Annotated in this window: 21 protein-coding genes; 14 read left to right on the top strand and 7 right to left on the bottom strand. The window is 58.4% G+C overall.

Features of this window, described 5'->3' with window-relative positions; translation table 11 throughout:
* Positions 1 to 99: 99 nt before the first annotated feature.
* Positions 100 to 744: a M48 family metallopeptidase gene (locus NW840_RS09510; RefSeq protein WP_414343869.1), complete on the top strand. Its 645-nt coding sequence runs from the start codon at positions 100 to 102 to the stop codon at positions 742 to 744.
* A 119-nt stretch (positions 745 to 863) separates the two neighbouring features.
* Here the strand turns inward: NW840_RS09510 and NW840_RS09505 are convergent, their stop codons facing one another.
* Positions 864 to 1,229 carry a hypothetical protein gene (locus NW840_RS09505; protein ID WP_414343867.1) on the bottom strand — a complete coding sequence of 122 codons (366 nt, stop codon included), beginning with the start codon at positions 1,227 to 1,229 and terminating at the stop codon, positions 864 to 866.
* A gap of 327 nt (positions 1,230 to 1,556) precedes the next feature.
* Between NW840_RS09505 and NW840_RS09500 the strand changes: the two genes are divergently transcribed.
* The 9 genes from NW840_RS09500 (at position 1,557) to cobN (ending at position 13,129) form a co-directional block, all read left to right on the top strand.
* Entirely contained in the window at positions 1,557 to 2,024 is a 468-nt protein-coding gene (locus tag NW840_RS09500) for a hypothetical protein (protein WP_011431981.1), read from the top strand.
* A 68-nt stretch (positions 2,025 to 2,092) separates the two neighbouring features.
* On the top strand, positions 2,093 to 2,920 hold the full coding sequence (locus NW840_RS09495) for a DUF2993 domain-containing protein (protein WP_414343865.1): 828 nt from the start codon (positions 2,093 to 2,095) through the stop codon (positions 2,918 to 2,920).
* A 103-nt stretch (positions 2,921 to 3,023) separates the two neighbouring features.
* On the top strand, positions 3,024 to 4,517 hold the full coding sequence (ftsY, locus tag NW840_RS09490; RefSeq protein ID WP_414343863.1) for a signal recognition particle-docking protein FtsY: 1,494 nt from the start codon (positions 3,024 to 3,026) through the stop codon (positions 4,515 to 4,517).
* Between the two features lie 27 nt (positions 4,518 to 4,544).
* Entirely contained in the window at positions 4,545 to 6,272 is a 1,728-nt protein-coding gene (locus tag NW840_RS09485) for a DUF2254 family protein (protein ID WP_414343861.1), read from the top strand.
* Positions 6,273 to 6,333: 61 nt separating this feature from the next.
* On the top strand, positions 6,334 to 8,127 hold the full coding sequence (locus tag NW840_RS09480; RefSeq protein WP_414343859.1) for an ArnT family glycosyltransferase: 1,794 nt from the start codon (positions 6,334 to 6,336) through the stop codon (positions 8,125 to 8,127).
* 43 nt (positions 8,128 to 8,170) lie between these two features.
* Positions 8,171 to 9,235 carry an ABC transporter permease gene (locus NW840_RS09475; RefSeq protein ID WP_011431976.1) on the top strand — a complete coding sequence of 355 codons (1,065 nt, stop codon included), beginning with the start codon at positions 8,171 to 8,173 and terminating at the stop codon, positions 9,233 to 9,235.
* 167 nt (positions 9,236 to 9,402) lie between these two features.
* Complete coding sequence (locus NW840_RS09470; RefSeq protein WP_414343858.1) at positions 9,403 to 10,179, top strand: gamma-glutamyl-gamma-aminobutyrate hydrolase family protein; 777 nt, start codon at positions 9,403 to 9,405, stop codon at positions 10,177 to 10,179.
* A gap of 218 nt (positions 10,180 to 10,397) precedes the next feature.
* Positions 10,398 to 10,904, top strand: a complete 507-nt coding sequence (locus NW840_RS09465; RefSeq protein WP_414343856.1) for a GNAT family N-acetyltransferase — start codon at positions 10,398 to 10,400, stop codon at positions 10,902 to 10,904.
* 11 nt (positions 10,905 to 10,915) lie between these two features.
* Positions 10,916 to 13,129, top strand: coding sequence for a cobaltochelatase subunit CobN (gene cobN, locus NW840_RS09460; RefSeq protein WP_414343855.1), 2,214 nt, complete (start codon positions 10,916 to 10,918; stop codon positions 13,127 to 13,129).
* A 231-nt stretch (positions 13,130 to 13,360) separates the two neighbouring features.
* Here cobN and NW840_RS09455 read toward each other — a convergent pair whose 3' ends face one another.
* Both NW840_RS09455 and NW840_RS09450 read right to left on the bottom strand, forming a co-directional pair.
* The gene (locus NW840_RS09455; RefSeq protein WP_011431969.1) at positions 13,361 to 13,684 is read right to left on the bottom strand and encodes an RNA recognition motif domain-containing protein; all 324 of its coding nucleotides are present in this window, start codon (positions 13,682 to 13,684) and stop codon (positions 13,361 to 13,363) included.
* Between the two features lie 246 nt (positions 13,685 to 13,930).
* The gene (locus NW840_RS09450) at positions 13,931 to 16,669 is read right to left on the bottom strand and encodes a valine--tRNA ligase (protein WP_414343853.1); all 2,739 of its coding nucleotides are present in this window, start codon (positions 16,667 to 16,669) and stop codon (positions 13,931 to 13,933) included.
* Positions 16,670 to 17,170: 501 nt separating this feature from the next.
* Between NW840_RS09450 and NW840_RS09445 the strand changes: the two genes are divergently transcribed.
* Positions 17,171 to 17,425: a hypothetical protein gene (locus NW840_RS09445; protein ID WP_414343852.1), complete on the top strand. Its 255-nt coding sequence runs from the start codon at positions 17,171 to 17,173 to the stop codon at positions 17,423 to 17,425.
* Positions 17,426 to 17,485: 60 nt separating this feature from the next.
* On the opposite strand, the gene NW840_RS09440 is transcribed toward NW840_RS09445, so the two are convergent.
* Positions 17,486 to 18,298, bottom strand: a complete 813-nt coding sequence (locus NW840_RS09440) for a phosphatidate cytidylyltransferase (RefSeq protein WP_414329457.1) — start codon at positions 18,296 to 18,298, stop codon at positions 17,486 to 17,488.
* Positions 18,299 to 18,624: 326 nt separating this feature from the next.
* Between NW840_RS09440 and pdhA the strand changes: the two genes are divergently transcribed.
* Entirely contained in the window at positions 18,625 to 19,626 is a 1,002-nt protein-coding gene (pdhA, locus tag NW840_RS09435) for a pyruvate dehydrogenase (acetyl-transferring) E1 component subunit alpha (protein WP_414329458.1), read from the top strand.
* 253 nt (positions 19,627 to 19,879) lie between these two features.
* A complete protein-coding gene (locus tag NW840_RS09430) occupies positions 19,880 to 21,466 on the top strand; it encodes an NAD(P)H-quinone oxidoreductase subunit 4 (protein ID WP_414343851.1) in 1,587 nt (528 codons plus the stop codon).
* Positions 21,467 to 21,670: 204 nt separating this feature from the next.
* Here NW840_RS09430 and NW840_RS09425 read toward each other — a convergent pair whose 3' ends face one another.
* Positions 21,671 to 21,850: a hypothetical protein gene (locus tag NW840_RS09425; protein WP_011431964.1), complete on the bottom strand. Its 180-nt coding sequence runs from the start codon at positions 21,848 to 21,850 to the stop codon at positions 21,671 to 21,673.
* Positions 21,851 to 22,181: 331 nt separating this feature from the next.
* On the opposite strand from NW840_RS09425, the gene NW840_RS09420 reads away from it, so the two are divergent.
* Positions 22,182 to 22,793: a hypothetical protein gene (locus NW840_RS09420; protein ID WP_414343849.1), complete on the top strand. Its 612-nt coding sequence runs from the start codon at positions 22,182 to 22,184 to the stop codon at positions 22,791 to 22,793.
* A 457-nt stretch (positions 22,794 to 23,250) separates the two neighbouring features.
* Here NW840_RS09420 and NW840_RS09415 read toward each other — a convergent pair whose 3' ends face one another.
* Both NW840_RS09415 and murD read right to left on the bottom strand, forming a co-directional pair.
* The gene (locus NW840_RS09415; RefSeq protein ID WP_414343848.1) at positions 23,251 to 24,375 is read right to left on the bottom strand and encodes an FtsW/RodA/SpoVE family cell cycle protein; all 1,125 of its coding nucleotides are present in this window, start codon (positions 24,373 to 24,375) and stop codon (positions 23,251 to 23,253) included.
* Positions 24,320 to 25,762, bottom strand: coding sequence for a UDP-N-acetylmuramoyl-L-alanine--D-glutamate ligase (gene murD / locus NW840_RS09410; protein WP_414343847.1), 1,443 nt, complete (start codon positions 25,760 to 25,762; stop codon positions 24,320 to 24,322). The genes NW840_RS09415 and murD overlap by 56 nt, the downstream gene beginning before the upstream one ends.
* Between the last annotated feature and the right edge of the window lie 236 nt (positions 25,763 to 25,998).

The raw sequence follows: 25,998 nt of genomic DNA, 5'->3' as shown, positions 1-25,998 counted from the left end.
AACACTGAACCTACGGGTACAGTGCGGGGCTCCTGCGATTTCTAGCTGAAAGCGCGGGGACAACTTCGCCTCAGTTCGGATCCCTACTGGGTCGAGCGGGTGAACCGCATTGGCCAACGGGTGGCCGCCCACAGCGAACGGCCCCATCTGCCCTACACCTTTCAAGTGGTGGAAGATCCCGACATCAACGCCTTTGCCACACTGGGAGGCTTTGTCTACATCACCACTGGTGCCCTCGCAGCCGCCGACAACGACGACCAGATTGCCGCCGTGCTGGCCCACGAGGTGGCCCACATCGGCGAACGCCACGGCCTGCAACAACTGCAGCAGGCTGCCACTGCCGAGTTTGGGGCTCAATTGTTGGGGCTCAACGACAGTACCCTGGCCGCTCTGGCCCTGGAATTGGGAGTACGGCGCCCGCAGAGCCGTGAAAACGAGTTTATCGCCGATGAAAAAGGTCTGGGGGCAGCCTATCGCGCCGGGTTTGACCCGCAGGGCATGCCGCAATTTTTGGCCAAGTTGCAATCCCGCGGATCTGTGCCAGAGTTCCTGCGCACCCATCCCCCTGTCTCGGAGCGCATTGCCCGCCTCAACCAGCTCATCATTCAGCACGGCATGGTCAGCCCAGCCGGTCAGACTGTTCCACTCCGCGGCTCCGGCGGCTCCATTTGGCCCTCCGGATCCCCCGAACAAACCCAACGCACCGAGATTGAGATCCTGCCGGTAATCCCTGCCTTGCCCTAACCCGGCCCAGGGGGATCCCTTCTGCCCAAGGCCGGCTGAAATGGCCCTCGCTCCCAATCTTTGGCCTTGATGACTTCCTGTGTTTCTTGGTCGGGGATGGCTACTGGTGGAGCTATGCTTCACAGCAAAGGCAGGCCACGCAGTCTCCGCAACTGGTTGAGGTGGGCCGGGCAATCACAGCCGAATAGGGCAATAGCTGCGTTGCTTTCTTCAAGGGTGAACTCCAGAAAGGGATGCTCTGTCACCTCGACCCCAACCCAGGACTCCGTCCCGCTAACGCGAGTGGCTGGGATGGGATCCTTCTGCTCGGGAACAAGGAGAGGATGTCTCCACGGCAAAGAACGGGAGCGGACGACACCCAAGTCAAATGGGGGCGCATCCGGGGCAGAAGCCCAAGCCGCAGGAGCAGACAAAAGAAGCAACACCCACAGAGCCGGTGTAGCCCACCTTGCCCAGCGCCAATAGGAATAGGGGATCCCTGCCATAGACTTTGCTAACTCACTAGTGTACCGTCCGCTTTGGATTTTGCCAGGGAGTGGCTGAAGCGAAGAGGACGTCATAGCTGCGCAACGCTAACGCGACTGGCCGGCATCGTCTCAGGAACCGTTGGGTCACAGCCGGCGGATCCCATGCCAAACTTTGGTTTAGAATATCTTTAGATTCGAGATTCAGTCTCACTCATTTGAACTTGGGGAGGCCAACCTTTAGCCTTGCCAAGGGTATCCCTCTTCTGCAGCGCTCCGCTGGGATCTAGCTTCCTGCCCTTTCCCGTCCTGTTTTGTTCATTATCTCTACCAACTCAGGAGATTCTTATGGCCGTTCCAAATGGTCATTCCGGCACGCTTCCAGAGCAAGAGGCTTCTTCTATGGGAAAGGACGCCCTCCCGCTAACGCAAACGGGTAACGCTCTAAACCTGGCTCCCCTGCCTGCTGATGGGGCCTCTGCGGCTGCTCAGATGCCGGTACTGCTGGGGGAGAAATCCGGCCCGCCCGTGTTTCCCAGCCCTGTCAAGTTCAGCGAAATTGAGATTGACCACCGTCCGGTCGGGGCTTCGACCCTGAAAGTGGTGGATTACTATGCCGACGGACGTCCAGTTGCTGCTGCAACTCTCAAAGTCGTGGACACTTGGGGGGAGGGACGCCCAACGGTTGCCTCTGGCGCCAAATTCATCCATGACCCCGCGCTCAATCGGCCGATAATGGCCGATGGCCTGAAAATTGCCAAAACCTTTATGGGCAACCGACCCATTGAGGCCAGCCCTCTCAAGGTGCTGCGCTAGCCCAGATCCCCAAGGGGGGCCAGGGATCCCCTTGCTAACCTGGGTTGGGGCACATCCAGTTAGTGATCATGGAGATCCTGGCGGTTCTCTTGGGGCTGTTGGCGAGCTTGGGAGGAGGAGCGGGCTATCTGGCGGATCAGACGGCGCGGCAGCTTTTGCTGGATCAGTTGGATCGGGCAGAGGTTTTGGAGGTGCGTATTCAAAGCCAGCCCAATTACCGACTGCTGAATGGCCAAGCGGATCGCCTGCTGATTGCCGGTCGCGGGCTCTATCGAGCGCCCTTTCCCCGCATCGAGCTTCTGGAGCTGGAAACCGATCCGGTGGCAATTGACCCCTCTTTTTTCCAGGGGGCTCCCTTGCGCCTGGCGCGACCTCTGCAAGCGGCGGTACGGGTGGTGGTGCGGGAAGAGGACTTGAATGCTGCCCTCAACAAGCCAGAGGTGCTCCGCCAGTTTCAGGATATCCGCGCCGATCTGCCCTTTGGGGGAGCGGGAAGGGAAGCTCGCCGTTTCGATCTGCGTCAGCCTCGAGTCGAGTTTTCGGATCCCAGCCGCATTCAGCTCTCTGCCCTCTTGGTGGAGAAAGACGGCGGTACTGAGCAAAAGGACTCCGTCCCGCTAACGCGAGCGGTGGAGGTGGTGTTTAACACCGGGATCCGCGTGGAAGAAGGGCGCAGCCTAAAGCTGGAGAATCCGGAGTTTGTGATCGGTTCTGTGCGGGTTCCCGATGAGATCTCAGCAGCGTTTTTGGGCGGGCTCAATGAGGTGCTTGACCTGCAAGAGCTGGAAGAGATTGGGATCCTGATGCGGGTGCTCAGCCTAGAGATAGAGCCTGACCAGTTGCAGGTGATTGGGTTTGTGCGGGTGGAAGGGTTGGAAAGGACCTCGTCCCGCTAACGGGGATCCCCATTGAGCAGGGATGAGCTCCCCAGGGCTGCGCTCTAGCAGGAGAGCTGCTCTGTCAAACTGGATAAAGATCAGCCAGGCTGGAGATGGGATTATGGCCTTCGATTGGTTTCGCCGCCGCTATACCGACTCTACCGACTCTCCTGGTGAAGCGGAGTCTTCGCCACCAGCCCCCGCGCCAGCCACAGAACCGGCGGAGATCTCCCCTGAAGACTATTTGGCTTTTGCCAAAGCCGCCTATGCCAACCTGAAGGCCCGTACCGCTGCCCAAGCCCCACCGGCAACCGAGGAGTCCGCCCCGCCTGCGCGAGCAGAATCCGTCCAGCTGCAGCCACCGGCCTCGACTGAGGACTCCGGCCCACTTGCCCAAGCAGAACCCCGTGAACCCGTCCAGTCCTCCACTCCAACACAAGAACCAGCATCTCCAGAATCGCCCCCTGTGCAGCCGGCGGCAGCTCCCTCGTTTTTTGATCTGGCTCCCCGTGCTGCTGAGCGTCTCCAAGCCCTGCAAGCCAGCGCCGTGGATGAGCCCAAACCCGAGCCGGTGACTCCAGCCGTTGCTCCCTCTCCAGAGACGGGGCCGGAAGAGCTGGTCTTCGATGAGGGCTTCCGCTGGTCAGCCGAGATCCTGGCGGCTCAAGGGCGCAAACCGGAAGAGATTTCCGTTGAGGAAATCTCCTGGCTGCAAAAGCTGCGGCGAGGCTTGGGCAAAACCCGCCTTAACCTGATCAACCAGTTGAAAGCCCTGGTAGGCCGCGGCCCTCTGGATCAGAAGGCTGTGGAAGAAATTGAGGCCCTGTTGCTGCAGGCCGATGTGGGGATCGACGCCACCGAGCAGATCATCCAAGCCCTACAAAAGCGCATGCGAGAGGAGGTGGTGCCCCCAGAGGAGGCCGTCAAATACCTCAAGCAGCAGATGCGGCAGATGTTGACGGTGGGGAATCCCACCTTTGCCCCACAACGGGACACGCTCAACATTTGGCTGATTGTCGGGGTGAATGGGGCGGGCAAAACCACCACCATTGGCAAAATTGCCCATGTCGCCCGCAAGTCTGGATACCGCTGTCTGATTGCTGCTGCTGATACTTTCCGGGCTGCTGCTGTGGAGCAGCTCAAGGTTTGGGCAGAGCGAGCAGGGGTAGAGGTAATCGCCAATCCCTCTCCCAATGCCGATCCGGCAGCAGTGGTCTTTGACGCCATCACAGCCGCCAAGGCCAGGGGCACAGAGCTGCTGTTGGTGGACACGGCAGGCCGTCTGCAAAACAAGAAAAACCTGATGGACGAGCTAGCCAAGATCCGCCGCATCGTCGATAAAAAAGCTCCCGAAGCCAAAGTAGAAAGCCTTCTGGTGCTGGATGCCACCCAAGGGCAAAACGGGTTGCGCCAAGCCGAGGTGTTTGCCGAGGCTGCCAAGTTGAGCGGTGTGATCCTGACTAAGCTGGATAGCACCGCCAAGGGGGGGATTGCCCTGGCCATTACGCAGCAGATGAACCTGCCCATCCGCTTTATCGGCGCCGGCGAGGGGCTAGAAGATCTGCGGCCTTTTTCCAGCTACGAGTTTGTGGAAGCTCTTCTAAGCGAGTATTGAGGCACCCCCTCTCTGAGAAGGGCCATTGTGAAAGAGAGACACACAGATCCAGGCTTTGTTGGGCGTCACCCCCGCTTTCTGCCCTGGAGTGCTGCAGTGGTGGGGGCAGGTTTGCTTTGGGCTTGGGGTGGGCACCGCTGGATCCAGAGCGGGTTGAACCTGGTTCGGGCGGGATCCACGCAGGATACAGAAGCTTTGCAGGAATTTGTAACCACCTTGGCTCAGGTGTTGTCGGGGGTGCTGGGCTTTACCCTCTCGGTGGTGGCCATTGTGGTGCAGTTGAGCGCGGATCGCTTCACGCCAAAGGTCACGGAGCTGTTTTTGCGCGAGAAAGTCAATTTCTACCTCTTCTTTTTCCTGATTTTGGCCAATGTGGTCAGTTTGTGGAGTTCGGCAGCCCTGGGCTTTTACGTTCGTGTTGGCGTTGCGGAGCAACACCCTCCAGGGTTGCTCGTCGGGCTGAATCTGCTGCTGGGCACAGCTTCGTTTTTGATGCTGATCCCCTACTTTCGCTTCGTGTCTCACTTTTTGCAGCCGGCTTCGATTATCCATCGCATTGAGCAGCAAGTGCGGCAGGTCATCCTGGGATCCCTTGCTTCCAGATCCCGACGTTCGCGTCAGCGGTGCGGAGCACTTTCCAGACGACTGGGATCTACCTCCAGCTCCGAACAGCGCCGTTTCTCCTGGCAGCAGCCCTCTGCGCCAGAACCTTGCGTGACAGCTCATCAGCGCTGCCTGTCTGCCCTCGATGAGATCAAAAGCATCGCCACCAGCGCTCTCCGCCAACAGGAGGGAAGCATTCTCTTGGAAGCCTTGGACAGCTTGAAGTCTCTGTGGGTCTTCTATGCTGCTCACAAAGCACAACTGCCCCCTGCCTGGTTTCTCTTTACCCCGGCTCTGCGGCGGGATCCAGACTTTGCTTCGGTGGATAGGGGCCTGCTGGGCCGGATCGAGGCAGAAGGATCCTGGCTGGAGCTGAAGATCCTGCGGCAGTATCAAGCCTTATTTGCCGAAGGGCTAAACGGCATGCGCCAGGCGAGCACCCTGGTGGCCATTCACAGCCGGGAGCTGGGGATCCGCGCCCTGGAAGCCCAACAACTCACGGTAGCGGGGTGGGTGATCAAGTTTTTCAACACCTATCTGCGGGCCGTCATCAACGCGCGAGACATCCGCAGCGGCTACAACCTGCTCAAGCAGTACCGCTTGTTGGCCGAGGCAGCCCTACAACACCGCCAGTCGGCTCTGGTCTTGCAGATTGTTGGCTACTTTCGCTACTACAGCTTAATTGCCTACAAAGCTGGCCTCTTTTTCCTATCTGAAACCTTTGGCTTTGATCTGGGAATGTTGGCCCAGTCGAGCTGTGCTCTGGGCTCTGAAACAACGGAAGCCATTGTGCAAGCCTTGTTACGTCTGGATCAGGATCCCGAAAGCGAGCAACAGGAAACCACCCTGCGTGGGATCCGCAAAACCCAAGTCCGCTTGGCAGCCTATTTCCTCAGTCGTGGCCGGGAGGACTGGGCCAGGCTGATCTATCAGGATATGCAGCACGAGCCCCTGGCGCGCCTGCAGAGCATCCACCAAGAGCTGCTCTCTACGGCTGCAGAGTTTTGGGAGTTTACCGACCGGGGGGAGAACTTCTACTACTTGGAGCCCGCTCTTTGGCCCTATGCCGAGCAGTTTTTTAGCTGGTTTCAGGGCTTAACCTTGCCGGCAGATAAGCTGAAGAGCTCCTCTGGATCTCTGGAGCTTCCCTAAAAAATTCTGCCGCTCGCGTAAGCGGGACGGAGTCCTTGTCTAGTCTGGTTAGAGCCGCCCCTTGCTGACTTGTCCCATGCGTCCTTTCGGCAACCCCAACCGTCTGGGCAGTTCTCCTAGCCGCAGATCCCTGCCGGGATCCAGCTCCTTCGTTCAGTTTCGCCGCGACCCGCACCTAGTGCCCTTTTGGGGCCTAAGCCTACTAGTCATGGGCCTGGCAGTGCCTCTGTTTGTGCTCTCGGGGGCGGATCCCAGTTTGGCTGGCTGCGACGAGAGCTTTTATGCCCAAATGGCCCGCGAGCTGCTGCGGGGAGGGCATTGGCTGGGGCCCACTTTTTTGGGGGAGCCTTTTTTCGAGAAACCCCCTCTGCTCACCTGGAGCGTGGCCCTCAGTTTTGCCCTGTACGGGGTAAACGAGTGGGCAGCGCGGCTGCCAGGGATCCTCGCTGCTTTGCTCTCCATTCCCCTGGTGGGTTGGATTGGGTGGTTTTTTTTGCCGATGCGGGCGGCCTTTTTGGGGATGGCGGTTTTGCCCCTGTGCTACCTCTGGGTGCAGCAGGGGCGGCTGGTGGGGCAGGATGTGCCCTTGACCTTTCTGGAGCTGCTGGGGATCCTGGGGCTGGTCAACGGTATCCTCGGCCACAGGGTTTGGTTTTGGCTAACCGGAGTGGCCTTCGGGCTGGGCCTGCTGATGAAAAGTGCCATGATCCTGCTGCCGGGGGCGGCTTTGATCCCCTATCTCGTGCAGCAACGGCGCCGCTGGATGGGATCCGCCCCATTTTGGCTGGCGCTTGGGCTGGGCTTGGGGATTTTTGGCCTCTGGCTAGGTCCAGCCATGCAGGTGTATGGCCCACAGGTGCTGACCACCCTGGTGGGGAAGGTGTGGGATCTGGGGCAAGAGCCCTTCCATGCGGATGCCACCGGCTGGTACTACTTTTGGCACATTCCCGTTCATGGCTTCCCGTGGACGGTTTTGGCTTTGGTGGGTGGCTTTCTCCTGGTGCGCCAGCAGCCGGGATCCACGCTGCTAATCTGGTCTTTCCCCCTGCTGCTGCTGTTGTTGTTGCAGCTTTATCCCACCAAAACCCCCTACTACACCGTGCAGCTTTACCCTTGGCTGGCTCTCTTGGCCGGGGTAGCCTTGGATCAAGCGTTGGCTATGCGGGGTCGCGTCAGCGGTGCGGATCGCGTTAGCGGGACGGAGTCCTTGCACTTAAAGCCCCGTCTGGCTCAGGTGATCTCTTGGGGCCTGGCAGCGGTGGGGCTGCTGCTGTTGGGTTTGGGGGTGGCCGTCCGGCTGGGCGTAGACGGTCTGGAGCTTCTGCAATCCCACGCTTGGCCGCTGGTGGCGATGGGTCTTTTGTACCTCTTGCTGCCGGGGATCTGGAGTTGGCGGCGGGTGTTGCGCTGTGCCGGCAGTCTGTGGGTGGGAATCCTCTTGTTGGCCGGGATCCTCGCCATGATCACCATCGTCTTGCGGCCTGATTTCGGCAACTTCAGCCCTGCTTTTGCCCAAATGGATTGGAACCAAATGCTGCCCCCGTCCGTTCGCGCTATTCGGACGGAGTCCTCGACAGAGTCTGGGGAGACGGTGGTGGATATTGGCCGCAGCGGCTTGCCGGATGTCTGTCAGGCCCAGGCCATCGCTTTTTATACCCCTAATCCGGGGAGATGGGTGGATGATCAGGCTCTGCAACGAGGGGAATATGGAGACTACCTTTGGGTTTCTCCGGTGCAGGCAGAACAGGTGGAGATCCGGGATTTGGGGTTACAACCTCTGGCGGAGGTAGAGGGCTGGCAACTGGTGCGCCGTTTGGATCCCCTCTTGGAGCAGGGCAGCGGGGAGCCTCTTTGAGTTTAAAAATCTTAAGTTTAAGAATCCTAGGAAGTGTTAAAGCATGGCGGGAATAGCGGAATCGGGCCGGTCGTGGGTGTCTCTAGAGCGTACCTGGGTAATCCAGGGATTGGCTTGGCTGGCAGCGCTGCTATTTGTGGCGGGGGTGATCCTGCTGGCGGGGGCTTCACCTCTCCAGGTGGCGGCCAGCATGTGGCAGGGGGCCTTCGGCACTGAAGCTCAGTTTGGCCGGGTTTTGGCAACGCTGGCTCCCCTTGTCCTCTGCTGCTGTGGGCTGGTGTTTACGTTTGTTGCCGGTCTCTACAACTTGGGCATCGAAGGGCAAATGGTGGTCGGGGCAATTGCGGCCACGTTTCTGGTGCGTCTGGAAGCGGGATGGTTGCCGCCGCCACTGGCCATTACCTTGGCGCTTTTGGCCGGGATCCTGGGGGGGGCGGGCTGGGGCCTGTTGGCCGGGATCCTGAATGTGTGGGGGCGGGTCAACGAGATCTTCGCTGGGCTGGGGCTGAATTTTGTTGCCCAAGGTTGGGTGCTCTACCTGATCTTCGGCCCTTGGAAAAGGCCGGGGGTGGCTTCCATGAGCGGGACGGAAGTGTTGGATCCCCGTCTGTGGTTGCCCACCTGGGGGCGGTCAGAGGCCAGTCCGGTGGCGTTGCTGCTGGCCCTGTTGGCTTTGGCCCTGACGGTGCTGGTGGTGGGCAACACTCGCTTCGGCCTGCAGTTGCGGGCGGTGGGGAAAAACCCTGTAGCTGCTTTCCGGTTGGGGATCCCGGCTACCCGCAGGTTGCTCATGGCATTTGCCTGCTGTGGGGGCTTAGCAGGGCTGGCGGGCGCCTTGCAGGTGTTGGCTCTGTTCCATCGCCTCATCCCCAATATCTCCAGCAATTTGGGCTTTCTGGCCTTGTTGGTGGTGATGCTGGCAGGCTTTAACCCCCTGCTGATTCTGCCGATTGCCTTTTTCTTCAGCAGTCTTAACATCGGCAGCTTGCAACTGCCTCTCTCTTTGCAATTGGAGTCTTCTTTGGCCGGTGTGATTCAGGGATCCCTGGTGTTGTTCGTCTTGCTGGCCCAAGGGATCAGCCGCCGCTATTTCCTTGGGAAAGGTTAATGGCTTCGGCGATTTCTGGGATCCCTTTGCGTTAGCGTTGCGCAACAACGAGATTTAACTCCTATCGCGGGGGAAAACTTTGGATTTTTCTGCTCAGGACAGTGGTGCGGTTCCTCTGCCGTAGGCATAGCACCATCAACATTGGGAAATGAGGCTATCGTAGAAGGATGAATCGGACATCCCCTTTTTCAAATCGACCGCTCATCGGCGTTACCACCCGCAACCGCAATGACGAGGGAGACTTTGTAGCGCCAGGCCGCTATGTGGATGCCATTCGTGCTGCCGGAGGGATCCCTGTTCTTTTTCCCCCAGGCGAAAGCGAGCCCCAGGTTTTGCTGTCTTGGGTGGATGGCCTGGTGTTGACCGGTGGCGGCGACCTCTGCCCCAGCACCTACGGAGAAGATCCGCAACATCCCCAGGTGCGCTATGTGAACGCGGAGCGGGATCGATTTGAGGTGGCCTTGGCTCAGGCCGTGCTGGCCCAGGGGATCCCTGTTTTGGGCATTTGTCGAGGGATGCAGTTGCTGAATGTGGTGAGTGGCGGTAAGCTGATCCCCCATGTGCCTGATGTGTACGACGAGCTGGATCACTTCAACCCCGCTGATCGCAAGCCCATTCGCCACAATGTCAGCCTGATCCGCTCCACACGGCTACACCAAATCGTCGGCGCAGAAGAAATCTCTGTGGTCTCTTGGCACCATCAGGCCATCCGCGATGTGCCCTCAGGTTGGCGTTTGGCTGCCCGTTCTCGAGATGAGCTGATCGAGGCCATTGAACACGAAACCCACCCCTGGGCTGTTGCCGTGCAGTGGCACCCCGAGTTCACCTTTGAAGAAGCCGAGCATTTTCGCCTTTTTCAAGAGTTTGTGCAGGCAGCCCTGCGTTTTTCCCCGCGTTTTGCAGCGACTCTTTCGGGTGCAGAACCTAGGGCACAAGTAGCTTAATCGGTTGCTAGCTCAAACCCATTCTTTTGTTTAGTGGGACAAGAACACGTAAAGGCTGGTCGTTGGGTAGCAGGGGCAGCGGTGGGGCTGGCTTTGCTGTTGGGTCTGTTGCATCCGATTGTAAAAACCATTATTGTTGTAAAAACCATTATTGCCAAAGGTACGCTTCTCTCATGGATTCTCCAGCTCCACAAAAACCTTACGAGACTGTCAGCGAAATGTCGTCTGTTGTTGTAAAGTTCCGCCTTGCCACCCTCGAAGATTTGGCACTGTTACAGGGCTGGGATCAAGAACCTCATGTTGTTGCCTCTAATCCCAATGATGATTGGGGCTGGGAAACAGAGTTGGGCAAGAGCTGTTCCTGGAGGGAGCAACTGATTGCCGAGGTGGATGGTGTCCCGATTGGCTATGTGGAGATCATCGATCCTGCCCAAGAGGAAAGTCACTACTGGGGCGAGGTATCTCCTCATCTGCGCGCTATCGACATTTGGATCGGAGAGGGATCCTATCTGGGTAAGGGATATGGAACCGAAATGATGCGATTAGCTTTGAGTAAATGCTTTGCTGCCTCAGAGGTTGAGGCGGTCTTGGTGGATCCCTTGGTGAGCAATACCCGTGCCCGACGATTTTATGAGCGACTTGGATTTAAGCCTGTGGAACGTCGTCAGTTTGGCCAGGATGATTGTATGGTGTATCGTCTGGAGCGAGCGGATTGGGTGAACTAGGCTAGGATTTTATGCACCGAATAGCAGCTTTGCCAGGGGGATGGGATCCCACCCAATCGGGGGTCATTTTCCTAGAACAGGATCCCGCTCCTATTGTTGTCCTTTCGGCAGCCGATACAGATCTTACGGCTTTGAGCGCGGCTATGCGCCTGTTGCCTGAGGATTTTCCGGCGGTGCGGGCGGCCAATTTGTTGCAGTTGCAACAGCCCCTAAGCCTGGATGACTATGCCGAGAGGGTGCTGCGGCGGGCGCAGGTGGTGCTCCTTCGCCTGTTGGGGGGAAGGGCCTACTGGAGCTATGGCCTGGAGGTAGCCAAGCAGGTGGCCGCCGAGGAGGGATCCACCCTGATCGTCATTCCTGGGGACGATCGCCCCGACTGGGATTTGGTGAGCCATTCCACTGTGCCCCTGGCGGTGGCGGATCGGGTGTGGCGGTACTGGCTGGAGGGGGGAGCGGAGAATGTGGCTGCCTGTCTGCTGTTGCTGGCTGGGGAGTTCCTAGGGGGCCAATATTCGGCGCCGGATCCACAAGGGTTGCCTCGTCTTGGGATCTACCAACCTCCCGTAGCCTCGCCGACGGATCCCCAAGCTCCCAAGGTGGGGATTTTACTCTACCGGGCCCATGTTCTGGCGGGGAATACAGAGCCGGTGGATCAATTGGCAAAAGCCTTGGTGGAGCGGGGGCTGCAGCCTCTGTGCCTTTACACCTACAGCCTTCAAGATCCCGACTTGCCCCAGGCCATTCGGGATCACTTTGGCAGCCAGATTGACCTGTTGCTCAACACCACCAGCTTTTCTCTGGCGCGGTTGGACAGCCACCAGCCCGATGTAAGCCTGTGGCAGGAATTGGATGTGCCTGTTTTGCAGGTAATCCTTAGCAGCGGATCCCGCCAGAGCTGGGAGAACTCCACGCGGGGATTGGGGGCGCGGGATCTGGCCATGAATGTGGCTTTGCCGGAGGTGGATGGGCGCATCATCAGCCGCGCCGTTTCCTTCAAGGCGGTTCAACAGCGGGATCCCCACTTGCAAACGGAGGTGGTGGCCTACGTGGCTGTGCCGGATCGGGTGGAGTTTGTAGCCGATTTGGCGGCCAACTGGGTGAAATTGCGGCGCACCCCCCCTTCCCAGCGGCGACTGGCTTTGATCCTGGCCAACTACCCCAGTCGGGACGGGCGACTGGCCAATGGGGTGGGTCTGGATACCCCTGCCAGTTGTGTGGAAATTCTCAAAGCTTTGGCGGGAGCTGGCTACTCAGTAGATCCCCTGCCCCAGACTGGAGATGAACTCATCCATTGGCTAACCGAAGGCCAGACCTACGACCCCTTGGGATCCCTGCGCCCGGCTCGGCAATGCCTTTCTGCTGCCCTTTATCGAGAGTGGTTTGCCCGCTTGCCTGAGCCCATCCAGACCGACCTCGTCCGGCAGTGGGGGGATCCGCCCTCTCGAGATATTCCCGTGGTGGGACTGCAGTTAGGGCAGGTGTTTGTAGGCATTCAGCCCCCGCGAGGCTATGACCGGGATCCGTCCTTGAACTACCATGCCCCGGATCTGGTGCCCCCCCATGAGTACCTGGCTTTTTACCTGTGGCTGCGGCAGGTCTTCGCCGTTCAAGCGGTGGTGCATGTGGGCAAGCACGGCAACTTGGAATGGCTGCCCGGCAAGGGATCCGCTCTTTCCGCCATCTGCTACCCGGAGGTTGCTCTGGGGCCAATGCCCCACTTCTACCCCTTCATCGTCAACGACCCAGGAGAGGGATCCCAGGCCAAGCGGCGAGCCCAGGCAGTGATTATCGACCACCTCACCCCGCCCCTTACCCGCGCCGAGCTGTACGGCCCCCTGGCGGATTTGGAACGGCTGATGGATGAGTACGTGCAGGCCCAACAGTTGGATCCCAGTCGTTGTCCCCTGATTCGCGCCCAGATTCAGGAGCTGGTTCGAGCAGAGCATCTAGACCAACAGTTCAACCTGGAAAAAGAAGAAGATTGGAATCGCCTGGATGGCTATCTTTGCGAGCTAAAAGAATCCCAGATTCGCGATGGGCTGCACATCTTTGGTCGAATCCCTGCCGGTGAGCAGCTTGTTGATCTGGTGGTAGCCCTGGCCCGCTACCCTGGCCACGGGCAACTGGGGATTACTCAGGCCATTGCCCGCGATTGGGGATGGGACTGGGATCCCTTGACCGCCGATCTAACGGATCCCTGGCCAGACAAACCGCCAGCCCAGTAGCTATTCCAGTTTCAAATACGGTTTGCCTTAGCTCCCCTCTCCCTCTGAGAGAGAGGTCGGCGGTGAGAGATTCAAAAGGAGTTGATTGGGATCCCCTCTCAACTCCTCCTGAGCTACCACTTGAACAAAAATTGAAGCAACCTAGAGAGACGGCTGGATCCTGGTGCTGCGCTTCAAAACAAGCTCAACTGAGAATCCCTTGCCCAGCACCGGGAAGCCTCAGCAGGCGTTTCAATAGCGAGATTGAAAACTCCGCCGCCGCTCACCGCCACTGTTCGCGTTACCAGAGCGGAAACCTGAGGTGGGGCGTTCTTCTCGCGGGCGAGCTTTGTTCACCTTGAGGTCGCGCCCCATCCATTCCGCCCCATCCAGCGCAGCAATGGCAGCTTGCTCCTCTGCTTCAGAGCTCATTTCCACAAACCCGAAGCCCCGAATGCGGCCTGTCTCGCGGTCAGTGGGGATTTGCACCCGCTTGACAGAACCGTACTCAGCAAAAACAGCGGTCAAATCCGCTTCTGTCACCTTAAAGGAAAGGTTGCCAACATAAATCGACATAGACGATCTCCGAAAGAGAGAGTAACAAAGGGTGAGATGTTCGGAGAGCCGTCTGCCAATACAAAACGTGAAAATCCGTCAAGACCAGAAGAAACGAGCACTACAACCGATAACAATCTCAGCTTCTATCCTAACACAGAAGCAGGGGTTCACCACTTCGATTTCGCGAAATTCTGGGGACATTGCCTTCACACCCCAACTGGCCCGGCCCAAACACTCCGCTGCCCTACCTGCGCTGACGCCACCTCAGCCCAGCTTCTCCAGCCTGGATCCCAGTAACCTCATCTGGGCTTCCAGCTCCGCCAGTTGCTCCTGACTGGCTTGCACCACTTCAGGGTTGGCCCGGTTGAGAAAATTGGGGTTCTCTAGGCGAGCGCGGATCCCTTGGGCCTCTTTTTCCAGCTTGGCCAGGTCTTTTTGCAGCTTGGCCCGCAGCGCTTCCACATCCACCAGTCCTGCCAAGGGCATCAGCACCTGCACCGTGCCCACCACTGCAGCCGCCACCTGTTTGGGCTCCGTGGCCAGGGATCCCGTAATCTCCAAAGCCTCAGCCTTAACCAGATCCCGGATGTAGGCTTGGGCAGCCCTGAGAATTTGCTGCTGGGTGGGATCGTCGGTAACCAGGAGGGCGGTGACGGCCTGCTGGGGCTTGAGGCCGGCTTCTGCCCGCAGGTTGCGCAGGCTGGTAATGGTTTGGATCACCAAGCCAAACTCCCGCTCCAGTTGAGGGTCGATCCAACTGGGATCCGGGGTGGGATAGGGCTGCACAGAGATGGAAGTGGTTTGATTGACCTGGGTGAGCAGCTGCCAGATCTCCTCGGTGATGTGGGGCATCCAGGGGTGCAGCAGCTTGAGAATGGTTTCCAAAACGGTGGCCAGCACCTGCTGCGCTGTGCGCTTGGAAGCCAGGTCTTCTCCCCGCAGCCGGGGCTTGACCAGCTCGATGTACCAGTCGCAAAAGTCATCCCAAATGAGAGAGTAGAGCAGGCGCGCCCCCTCGCCCAGGCCATAGGCTTCCAGCTCGGCGATAACTTGGGTGGCCGTGGAGTGCAGCCGCGACAGGATCCAGCGATCGGCCAGCTCCAGCGCTTCGGGGGCAGGGGATCCCAGTTGGGCAGGGGTTTGCCCCTCCAAGTTCATCAACACAAAGCGGGAGGCGTTCCAGATCTTATTGGCAAAGTTGCGGGCGGCCTCTACGCTGGCGCTCTCGCCGGTCTTGCGGTCATAGGCCAGGCGGATGTCTTGCCCTGCCCCCACCACCTCCTTGACCAGGGCATAGCGCAGGGCGTCGGTGCCGTATTTGTCCAGCAGCTCCAGGGGATCGATACCATTCCCCTTGGTCTTGGACATTTTGGCGCCGTGCTCATCCCGCACCAGGCCATTGATGTACACATCTTTGAAGGGGATCTGGCCGGTAAATTGGGATCCCATCATGGCCATGCGGGCCACCCAGAAGAAAATGATGTCAAAGCCCGTGGACATCAGGGAGTTGGGATAGTAGCGTTTGAAATCCTCGGTCTCTTCCGGCCAGCCCAGGGTTGAAAAGGGCCACAGAGCAGAGCTAAACCAGGTATCCAGCACATCGGGATCCTGTTCCACCCGCTCAACTTCTGGGCCAAACTTTTCCCGTGCCTTGAGCAGCGCTTCCTCGCCGTTGCGGGCCACCACAAAAGCTTGGGGATCCTCGAGAAGCTGGCCATTGAGGACTGGATACCAAGCTGGGATCTGATGGCCCCACCACAACTGCCGAGAAATGCACCAGGGGCGCAGCTTTTCCAGCCAGCCGGTATAAACCTTGGTCCAGCGCTCAGGGATAAAGCGGGGGCTATTTCGTTGGTATTCCTCTTCCAAACAGCGAGCCCCCATCCCCGAGACATCGCAAAACCACTGAATGGAAAGCAAAGGCTCGATGGGCACGCCGCCGCGGTCGCTGTGGGGAACGGTGTGGGTGTAGTCCTCCACCTTCTCCAGCAGGCCATGTTCGGCAAACCACTGCACCACCTTTTCTCGGGCCACAAAGCGATCTAGGCCGGTGAAAGGATCCCCGTTTTCGTTGAGGGTGCCGTCTTTATTGAGGATGTTGATGAAGGGCAATTGGTGCCGTTTGCCGATTTCAAAGTCGTTGGGGTCGTGGGCCGGGGTAATTTTCACACACCCGGAGCCAAAGGAGGGATCCACATACTCATCCGCAATGATGGGGATGAGGCGATTTTTGATGGGCAGGCGAATGAACTGGCCGATGAGATGGCAATAGCGCTCGTCTTGGGGGTTCACCGCCACCGCCGTATCCCCCAGCATCGTCTCGGGCCGGGTAGTGGCCACCACCAGATACTGGCTGGGATCCTCGGCCAAGGGATAACGAAAATGCCACAAATGGCCCTTGACCTCTTTGTCGTCTAGCTCAATGTCTGACACCGCCGACTGGGTGGCCGGGCACCAGTTCACCAAATACTCGCCCCGGTAAATCAACCCCGCCTCGTATAGCCGCACAAACGCCTCGGTTACCGCCCGGCTCAGCCCCTCGTCGAGGGTAAAGCGATCCCGCGTCCAGTCTAGGGATAGGCCCAGCCGCCGCAACTGGCTCTTGATAGCTCCCTGCGACTGCTCCTTCCAAGCCCAAGCTCGCTCCAGAAAAGCCTCGCGGCCCAGATCGAAGCGGGTCTTGCCCTCTTGGCGCAGTTGGTTTTCCAGGATGGTGTGCACGGCGATGCTGGCATGGTCTGTGCCGGGCAGCCAGAGCACGTTGTAGCCGCGCATGCGCTTGTAGCGCGTCACCACATCCGGCAGGGTAAAGGCAAAAGCATGGCCCATGTGCAGGTTGCCCGTCACATTGGGCGGGGGCAGCACCATGCTAAAGGCCTCTCCCGGCGCCTTGGGATCCGCCACGTAAAAGCCCTTCTCCTCCCAAAAGCGCTGCCACTTCGGCTCGGTCTCGAAGGGGTTGTACTGGCTGGGCAGGTTGACAGAGGAAATTGCAGCAGTCATGGGGAGAATAGGCCAACGGCTGAGAAGGATGAATCACTTTGATGAATCACTTTATAGAGTAGCAGTTCAACCCTTTGCCCTTCGGGGTAGAGTGGCCCATCGGTCTTGACCCCGATCAACACAGCTAGAGAGGGATTCCGAGCTAGGGTACTGACATCCTCAGCGTTTGGGTACGGCGTTATGTCCAGATCATTGACGGCAACGGTCCTGATGGCTCTGATGGCTCTATCCCCTGGGATCCCTGCCTTGGCGCAACAGGACTGGAAGAGATCAGAGAGAGACATCCTACTTTGTCGTGGGGAGCCTTTTGAACCAGGCTCTCTGGCAGGTTATGAAGCTTGCTTCAGTGCTCGCCTTCATCCGGATGAACAATCCTGGCCGCCTCTACTACCCCTGATAGGCCTGTATTTTACCCCGCACTCTGACTACTCTTTTTGCTTTGTAGGTGCAGGAAAGCCCGGTAGCCTGGAGGCAATTCTCGTCGGTCGAAGTGGAGAGTTCGTGTTTGGCCTAGATCGCCCTCTGGCCCCTTCTGAACTAGAAGTAGAAACCCCCCAGATTATCCGGCAGAAGGCCCGCATTCTCGAGGTGGAGGGGGATCCTGGGGATCCTGTTGCCGGTTTCAGCCAACTGGTGGTTTACGACGAAACCGAGTTGAACTTGGAGGGGTTCGTGCCTGTGACTGCGCCTCCAGGATACCTCATTTTGCCGGACGAGTCTTTAGAGGCTCCCCAGTGCCAAGCCATTTTGAATTGAGGACTCCTCCACTTGTAACTGGTGTGCGTTCTTGGGTTTTGGCAGGCTTACGAGATGGCTCTAGAGCCCAGAGTAAGCGTTGAGCCATTCCATGAAGTAAAACACCAGTGGCGCGGTGAACACATAGCTGTCTCCCCGATCCAAGATGCCACCGTGGCCCGGGATTAGATCCCCGGAATCTTTCACCCCTGCATCCCGTTTCATCAGAGATTCTGTGAGATCTCCCAGCAGGCTGGTTAACCCAATCAAAAACCCCAGAATGCCCCCACTCAACCAGCTCCACGGCCAGCCCAGGTAATAGGCTCCAACCACCGCAAGGGTCATGCTGGCGGCAATCCCGGCTACCGCCCCTTCCACCGTCTTTTTCGGGCTGAGGATGGAGAGCTTGGTGCGCCCAAAGGCCCGACCACACAGGTAGGCCCCTACATCTGCGGCGATCACGCAGCCAATGGCCAACAGCGTAATCCATAGCCCTTCGCCCAGCCCTTGCGCAAAAGACAAGGCCCTGACCCGAATCCAGAAGCTGGGCAGCAACGCACAGTAGAACAACCCCAAAATCGAGGTGGCAATATCGGCAATGGTGGCCACCTTGGGCTTAAAGAGCAAATAAAAACAGATGATCGATCCCGCCACGATAAAGGCAGGGCTGGTCCACTCCGGCCTCACCTGCTGCAAAATCACCAGCACCTGGCTGGAAAACATGGTGGTGCGCATGGCCGGCGCATTGCCTTTGGCTTGCACCAAGCGAAAAAACTCCAACTGGGCCAAAAAAATGATTAGCCCAATGGCTGCAGTAAAATACCAGCCCCCTAGCAGGGTGACCGCCAACGCAAACAACACCGCCGCAAAACCGCTAACCCAACGGGCTCCCATGGGCGCACCCCGTCACGTTGGCTGGCCAGATACCTCTTGCCCCCGGCTCCAGCAGATCGACGTCCAAGCCGAGAGCAGAAGAAACCCCCCCTCTGGTGTTCAAGATTCGCGTTTGCGGGACGGAGTCCTGATGCGGCTGCTGCAATGGAAACGCCTCTTGCCCTAGCCTTTCAGTTTAACTCCCTTGGCCTCGAAACAACCGCTTTCGGCCCTGCAGGATGGGATTTCCAGGTAAGGTGGCAGACAGACTGGAGCATGAGATAATGGGCAAACCGCAAAGCTCACTGCTGACCACCTAAGATACCTCTGATTCGTTGCACCGCAGCATGGTTCAAGAACTTACTTCGCGCTCCACAACTGCTCGCATTTCTGCCGAAGAGGCTCGTCTTCTCTATGAAGACATGGTGCTGGGCCGCCTGTTTGAAGACAAGTGCGCCGAAATGTACTACAAGGGCAAGATGTTCGGCTTTGTGCATCTGTACAACGGCCAAGAGGCCGTCTCTACGGGGGTGATCAAGGCGCTCAAGCCCACCGACTACGTGTGCAGCACCTACCGCGATCATGTGCATGCCCTCAGCACCGGGATCCCGCCGCGGGCGGTCATGGCAGAGTTGTTCGGCAAGGCCACCGGCTGCAGCAAGGGTCGGGGTGGTTCCATGCACCTCTTCTCGGCGGAGCACAATTTCTTGGGGGGCTATGCCTTTGTGGCCGAAGGGATCCCAGTGGCGACGGGGGCTGCTTTTTCTGCCAAATACCGGGGCACTGACCAGGTAACCGCCTGCTTCTTTGGGGATGGAGCCTGCAACAACGGCCAGTTTTACGAGTGCCTCAACATGGCCGCCCTCTGGAAGTTGCCCATCGTCTATGTGGTGGAAAATAACTTCTGGGCTATTGGCATGGCCCATGAACGCGCCACTTCCGACACCGATATTTACCGCAAAGGCCCGGCTTTTGGCATGCCCGGCTACCAGGTGGATGGGATGGATGTGCTAGCAGTGCGAGAGGCCGCCCAACAGGCCATCGCCCGCGCCCGTGCCGGAGAAGGCCCCACCTTGCTGGAGTGCATCACCTATCGTTTCCGGGGCCATTCTCTGGCCGACCCTGACGAGCTGCGCAGTCCTGAGGAAAAAGAGTTCTGGCGGCAGCGGGATCCCATCAAGCAACTGGAACGCTATGCCCTGGAGCACAACCTAATGACCGAGGCAGACTTCCAAGCCATCCACGCGGAGGTCAGCGCCGTGATTGAGGACGCGGTTCTTTTTGCTCTGGAAAGCCCAGAGCCAACCCTGGACGAGCTGCACCGCTTTGTCTTTGCCGAAGATGAGTAGACCCCCCCAGGTACCGGGGGAGTTCAGGAGCCGAGATCTTGCTTGGCCGGAGGATCCCTGGCCAGCTCGGGCGGCCTATCCACCCGACGGAGCGCTATCGCGCCGGATCCCTTGAGGATCCTCGATGATTGGCATTGGAGAAACCTTCTCGAGATCTGCGCTATTGCGCAGATTTTTTTGTAAATATCGCTTCCCATTTGTTTACACAGCTTCATATCATTGAGGTATCGAGCATGAGTATTTATTCCCGGTCATGAGCAATCCTCTTGAGTTTCCCTGGCTGTCGGTGCTGGTGCTCTTGCCTCTGCTGGCAGCCTTCGGGATCCCCTTGATCCCCCAGAGCCGTTGGGTGCGTTGGTATGCCCTCGCTGTGGGGGCTTTTGATTTGGGCCTGATGGCCTATGTCTTTGCGCGGCACTATGACCTGCAGGACTTTTCTCTGCAACTGGCGGAGCGCTACGCCTGGGTGCCCCAAATTGGGTTCCACTGGTCGCTGGCGGTGGACGGCCTCTCCTTCCCGCTGGTGTTGCTGTCGGGTTTGATCACTACCCTGTCGATTGTAGCGGCTTGGAATCTCACCCATAAGCCGCGTTTGTTTTTCTTCTTGCTGCTGCTGATGTACGGTGCCCAGGTGGGCGTGTTTCTGGCGCAGGACATGCTTCTATTCTTCCTGATGTGGGAGATCGAGCTGGTGCCGGTCTATCTGCTCATCTCCATCTGGGGTGGGCCGAAGCGCCAGTACGCCGCCACCAAGTTCATCCTCTACACCGCTGCCGCCTCTATTTTTATCCTGGTGGGATCCCTGGCAATGGCCTTCTACGGCGAGGGCTTCAGCCTGGAGATGGCAGAGCTGAGCGCTAAGTCTTACCCACTGGCCTTGGAGCTGTTGGCCTATGCGGCTTTGCTGATTGCCTTTGGGGTGAAGCTGCCGATTTTTCCGCTGCACACCTGGCTGCCGGATGCCCACAGCGAAGCCTCTGCTCCCATTTCCATGATCTTGGCGGGAGTTCTGCTCAAGATGGGGGGCTATGGCCTGATCCGCATGAATGTGGGCATGTTGTCGGAAGCCCACGTGTACTTCGCCCCGGTGCTGGCGGTGTTGGGTGTGGTGAACATCATTTACGGGGCGTTGGCGGCCTTTGGTCAGAACCATCTCAAGCGGCGCTTGGCCTATTCGTCCATTGCCCACATGGGCTTTGTGTTGATCGGGATCTCCGCCTTCACGGAGCTGGGCATCAATGGGGCAGTGCTGCAGATGATCTCCCACGGTCTGATTGCCGCGGTTCTGTTCTTCCTGACGGGGATCACCTACGAGCGCACCCACACCCTTGCCCTCGACAAGTTGGGAGGGTTGGCCAAGCAGATGCCAAAGGCTTTTGCCCTGTTTACAGCGGGATCCCTGGCCTCTCTGGCGCTGCCGGGGATGAGCGGATTTGTGGGTGAGCTGACGGTGTTCTTGGGCTTGACCACCAGCGATGCCTATGCGCCGACCTTCAAAGCGGGAATTGCCCTGCTGGCGGCAGTGGGTATCATTTTGACGCCCATTTACTTGCTCTCCATGCTGCGTCAGGTGTTCTACGGGGCTCAGGATCCCGGCTTGGTTTTGGAAGATTACCTGGGGGATATGCGCCCGCGGGAAATGGCGGTGGCCCTCTGTCTGCTGTTGCCGATTCTCGGCATTGGCTTCTACCCGCGCCTGGCTACCCAAACCTACGATGTCACAACGGTGGCGGTAGCTGCCCAGTTGCGCAGTGTGTTGGCAACTGAAATCGTGCAGCGGCCTTTCTTCCCCTCGCCAGTGCAACCGGCCCAGGTGGCAGCTCTGCCCCTGGAGGATTGAAAGGAGGTCGAGGGCTCGGCTTCCCTTTGTTCGGTCTTTCTCTATCTACTTCTTCTCTGTCCAGAAGAGCTGGTGTTTGAGGAGCAACCCGACTCAACTTTCAGCTCTTCTTTTGTTTTTTTTAAGTTTTAAGATTGGATTTAGGATCCGGGATGTTCCTGGGCTGGGATTTTCGTGCAGCCGATTGTTCTTGTGCCGTCCATCCTATCGGTGATCGGTGTGGATAGAGTTTTGTTCCATCAGGTTGAGTTGCACCACCAACCACCAGAGGGTTACATCGGAGTAGGTCGCCCGACGCTTGAGCCGAGAAATGGAGTGTACTGGGTTTTGGCTGTCGATCATCCACTCAGAAGCGATGATTTGGCCGCGTTGCTGAGCATTCATTGTTTCTCCCTCCGCTCGCCAACTGCTCAATACTTAGAATGGCTAATATTTAGGATGGCGAATTTGCACGGGAGCGTGTGAAAAAATATATTACGCAGGGATCCCCAGAGTCGGCTAACTTTCTTAGCAATGAGGATCTCATAAGCCGTTGAGTTGCTGAGTTGCCGTCCGGGGATCGGACAAAACGTTGCAAAAGGGGCAAAATGTTGGGCAAGGGGATGCCCCTATCTTCACAAGTCTTAAAACCTGGAAAAATTCCATTTTCTCCTGACTCCTCTGTCTCCCTCCGTCGGCCTTTGCAGCAGCAACCCTTGAGAAGTCTGAGATCCCGATGAGAGCCCCCCAGCCTGCCTCTGCTTTTGGAGAAGTGGTGGAGGCCGACACCACAACCTTTGTGGCCCAGTGCTTCGAGCCGGAACGCCTGACCTTCCCGCCCATGCCTGCTCTCGGCAGTTGGACGCGCTCCCAAGACGAAGAGACCGGCAACCTGATCTATGGCGTGGTTTGCTATGCCGCCATCGCCCCCATCGACACCGTCCACCGCGCCAGGGCTTTGGGCCTCTCCCCTCAGGAGCTGCGGGAGCAACAGCCCCAGATTTTTGCCATGTTGCGCACCGATTTTCGCGCGGCCATTGTCGGCTTTGTCAGCGGGGGACGAGTCTACCAGTACTTGCCGCCACGGCCTCCCCAGATTCACCAGCCGGTTTATCTCTGCTCCGATACGGAAGTGAGGGAATTTTGCCGCTCTTTCGAGTTTTTGCGCACCCTGCTACGGGTCAACGGGATCCCAACCGATGAGCTGGTGGCTGCCGTGATCCGCCAGACTTACCGAATCCTGAACCGAGATCGCAACTGGCTTTTACAGGCAGGTCGGCAGTTGAGCTGTCTGTTGCGGGGTGATTATGAGCATCTCAGCGCAATTTTACGAAAGATTGAAGCCTAAGCGAAGAAATATTGAGAATGGCCTTGGATCCCTCTGGAATCGAGTCGGGGGGTGATAACCTGAGGCCGTTTCCTATGGAATTGATTCCCTTTGAATCCTCTTTCTGCTGTAAAAATGTTTAACAAATTCAATCCTTCTGACAAACCCTCCAAAGGCAATTGGGCAGGTCGTACCTTTTCTGCAGCTGCGGGCGCTTCGGTGGCAGCCGGTGTTTGCATTGCCCACGGTCAGCCGGCTTATGTGTCGCTGTTGGTGGCCTGTTGCGCGACGGTGTTTACCCTCGTTTTGGATGAAATGGGCTGGATCTAGGCTCGGTTTCAACTTCAGCTTTGGTTTTGCTGCATAAGAAGCCGCTCTAAAGCAGAGACTAACCAATCCGATAGGGATCCCTGGCCCTCTGGGTTTGCTGCTTGGGTGAAAGGATCCCTTTGCTGGGTTGGCAACATGCAGCCTTACTTTACCCTGCTTCGCGGGCTGCCCGCACCAACAATCCTGCTGTGATCAGCCCTGCCAGAATGGAGCTACCCCCATGGCTGAACAAAGGCAGGGGCACACCTGTGGTGGGCAGAACCCCGGTGACCACGCCGATGTTCATCAGTGACTGACCCACCAGAAACATCAGGCAGCCGCAGGCTACTAAGCGAATGGTCAGCTCTCGACAGCGCCCCATCACCCGCCAGCCCAGCAGAGTGTAGAAGGTCAGCAACCCCAGAAAGAACAGGGATCCGGCCAAGCCAAACTCTTCTGCATACACCGAGAAGATGAAGTCGGTGTATTGGATGGGCAGGTAGAACAGCTTTTGCTGGGAGAGGCCATATCCCTTGCCCCACAGGCCGCCAGAGCCAATAGCCAACAGACTTTGCACCAGCTGGTAGCCATCCCCTTGGGCGTTACCCCAGGGATCCAAAAAGGCCAAGATGCGCCGCCGTTGGTAATCTTTGCTGAGAATGCTCACCACAGCCGCCAGAATCCCCAGCCCCGCTGTGGCCAAAAGGGTGAAAGCTGGGATCCCGGCGGTCCAAGCCATAGCCCAGAGGGTGAGGCCGCAGATGGCCGTGGTGCCCAGGTTGGGCTGGGCGAGGATCCCCAAGAGCGCAAAGGCGAAGATAACCACCCAGAGGATGCGGAACCAGGGAGGATGGTGAAACCAGCGGCCAAAGATCCAGGATCCCTGCAAGACCAACAGGGGCTTGAGCAATTCCGAGGGCTGGATAACAGGGATCACCTTCAAATCCAGCCAGCGGCTGGCTTCCAGGCGGGAAACCCCCAACCCCGGCACCTGGGTGGCCCACACCAAGCCAACTCCCAGCAAGCAGAGGATCCCGGCCCAGGGGAACCAGCGCCGCAGCGGGATCTGCACCAGAGCCCAGAAACAGCCCAGACCCAGCCCGGCCCAGAGCAATTGGCGCTTGAAAAAGTAGAGGCCATCGCCGGTGATCCGCTGAGCCACCGGGTAGGAAGCGGAAAACAGCATCAGCAGCCCCAGCACCAGCCAGATCAAGGTGAGCCAGCGCAGCCAGCGAGCTTCAGCATTCCAGGGATCCCTGGAGGGCTTGGCAGCAGGCTCGGAAATGGTTGCCACGGTGTTCAAAGCTGGAGTACTGGTCAAAACTGGCACAGGCGGGGGACAGCAAAATGGTGATGGGTTGAGCGGGCTTCCCCAAGCTCTGAGCTTGACGCGAAAGGGAACAAGCCGCTGCAAAGGCTCTTTCCACCGCTACATCTAGGGTTGGCACCAGCTCAACGTCAGTATAGTGGATCCCCTGAAGGGCCTCCGCCAGGGCTGGGGCAGACTCCCCCATCAGCACCACGCGGGCCACCTTGGCCCGAATCAACCGCAACCAGGCGCCGGGATCCCCCTGCTTAGCCCTTCCTCCGGCAATCAGAATAATGGGTGGGGAAAGGGCGTTGAGCGCCACCCAGCCGGCCTCGTAGTTGGTGGCCTTGCTGTCGTTGACAAAGCGGATGGGGGTGGCTCCCACCTGGATTTGCGCCACCCGCTCCAGTCGATGGGGCATGCCGGCAAAAGATCGGATGGCTTTTTGAATGGCAACGTTGGGGATCCCGGCCAGACGCGCTGCTGCTGCCGCCAAGAGCAGGTTTTGCAGATTGTGTTGGCCAGGGCAGCGTTCTGCAAAGTCCTCCAGCTCCGCCACCATCTCCCCCTGGATGTAGAGGCGGTTTTCCCGCAGGTCAACGGTTGCGGTGGGATCCTGATCGCAACAGAGTTGCGGGGCAGCAAGGGAGATCCAATAGGTCTTTTCCCAGTCCTGCCGGCGGCGGCACAGGTAGGGATCCTCGCCGTTGAGCACCCGCCACTGGGCCCGATCCAAAAGGCGAGCCTTAAAGCTGGCATAGCGCTCCAGCGTCCCGTGCCGTTCTAAGTGATCGGGAGTGAAGGTGGTCCACACCCCAATGCGCGGCGGCCCTCCAGGAGTACTGCTCATGAGGCGGCTGCTGGCTTCCAACTGATAGCTGCTCAGCTCCGCCACGATCCAGTCCGGCTCTAGCGTTCTCTGGAGCGTTTCCAAAGCCACCTGCGACAGGGGCAGGCCGATGTTGCCGCAGGGGATCCCTTGCAACCCCGCCGCCTTGAACATTTCCGCCACCAGAGCCGTGGTGGTGCTTTTGCCGTTGGTGCCGGTGATCCCCACCCAGGGTAGGTGGTCAAGATAGATCCAGGCCAGCTCCGCCTCTCCCACCACCGGGATTCCCTGTTGACGCACCGCCTGCAGCAGCGGGTGATCCCAGGCAATGCCCGGACTGACCACCACCTGCTTCACCCCTTCGGCCAGTTGAAAAGGCTGCCCCAGCCGAACCGGGATCCCTTCCTGATTGAGCTCGGCCTGCCGCTGTCTGAGAAGAGGGGAATCTTGCTCATCCCAAACCAGCACTTCATAGCCCTGGGCCCGCAACAGTCGCGCTGCCGCCAGCCCCGCAATGCCTAACCCCAAAACTTGATGTTGCACGTTGGTTTCTACTTCTTTCTTTATTTGGGGATCCCTGCTTGGATCTTACCGGTCACGTCCTTGACCCGCATGTTTTTGTTCGACATTCCCCTTGCTTACGGGGGTGGCCAGTTGGTGGCGTGGGTGGAGTTTTCTTGGCCGCCTGGATGGCTAACTTGGGAATAGGTTGGAGCATGACTCTAGTCAATAATAAGCTCAACTATACTGAAAATAATGTATAATATGTTCAGTACGGA

Origin of the sequence: Synechococcus sp. R5-13 (genome assembly GCF_047462015.1) — a bacterium.
Lineage (GTDB): Bacteria > Cyanobacteriota > Cyanobacteriia > Thermostichales > Thermostichaceae > Thermostichus.
The sequence above is the reverse complement of the archived record's forward strand: the minus strand, read 5'-3'. Positions and strand labels throughout refer to the sequence as shown.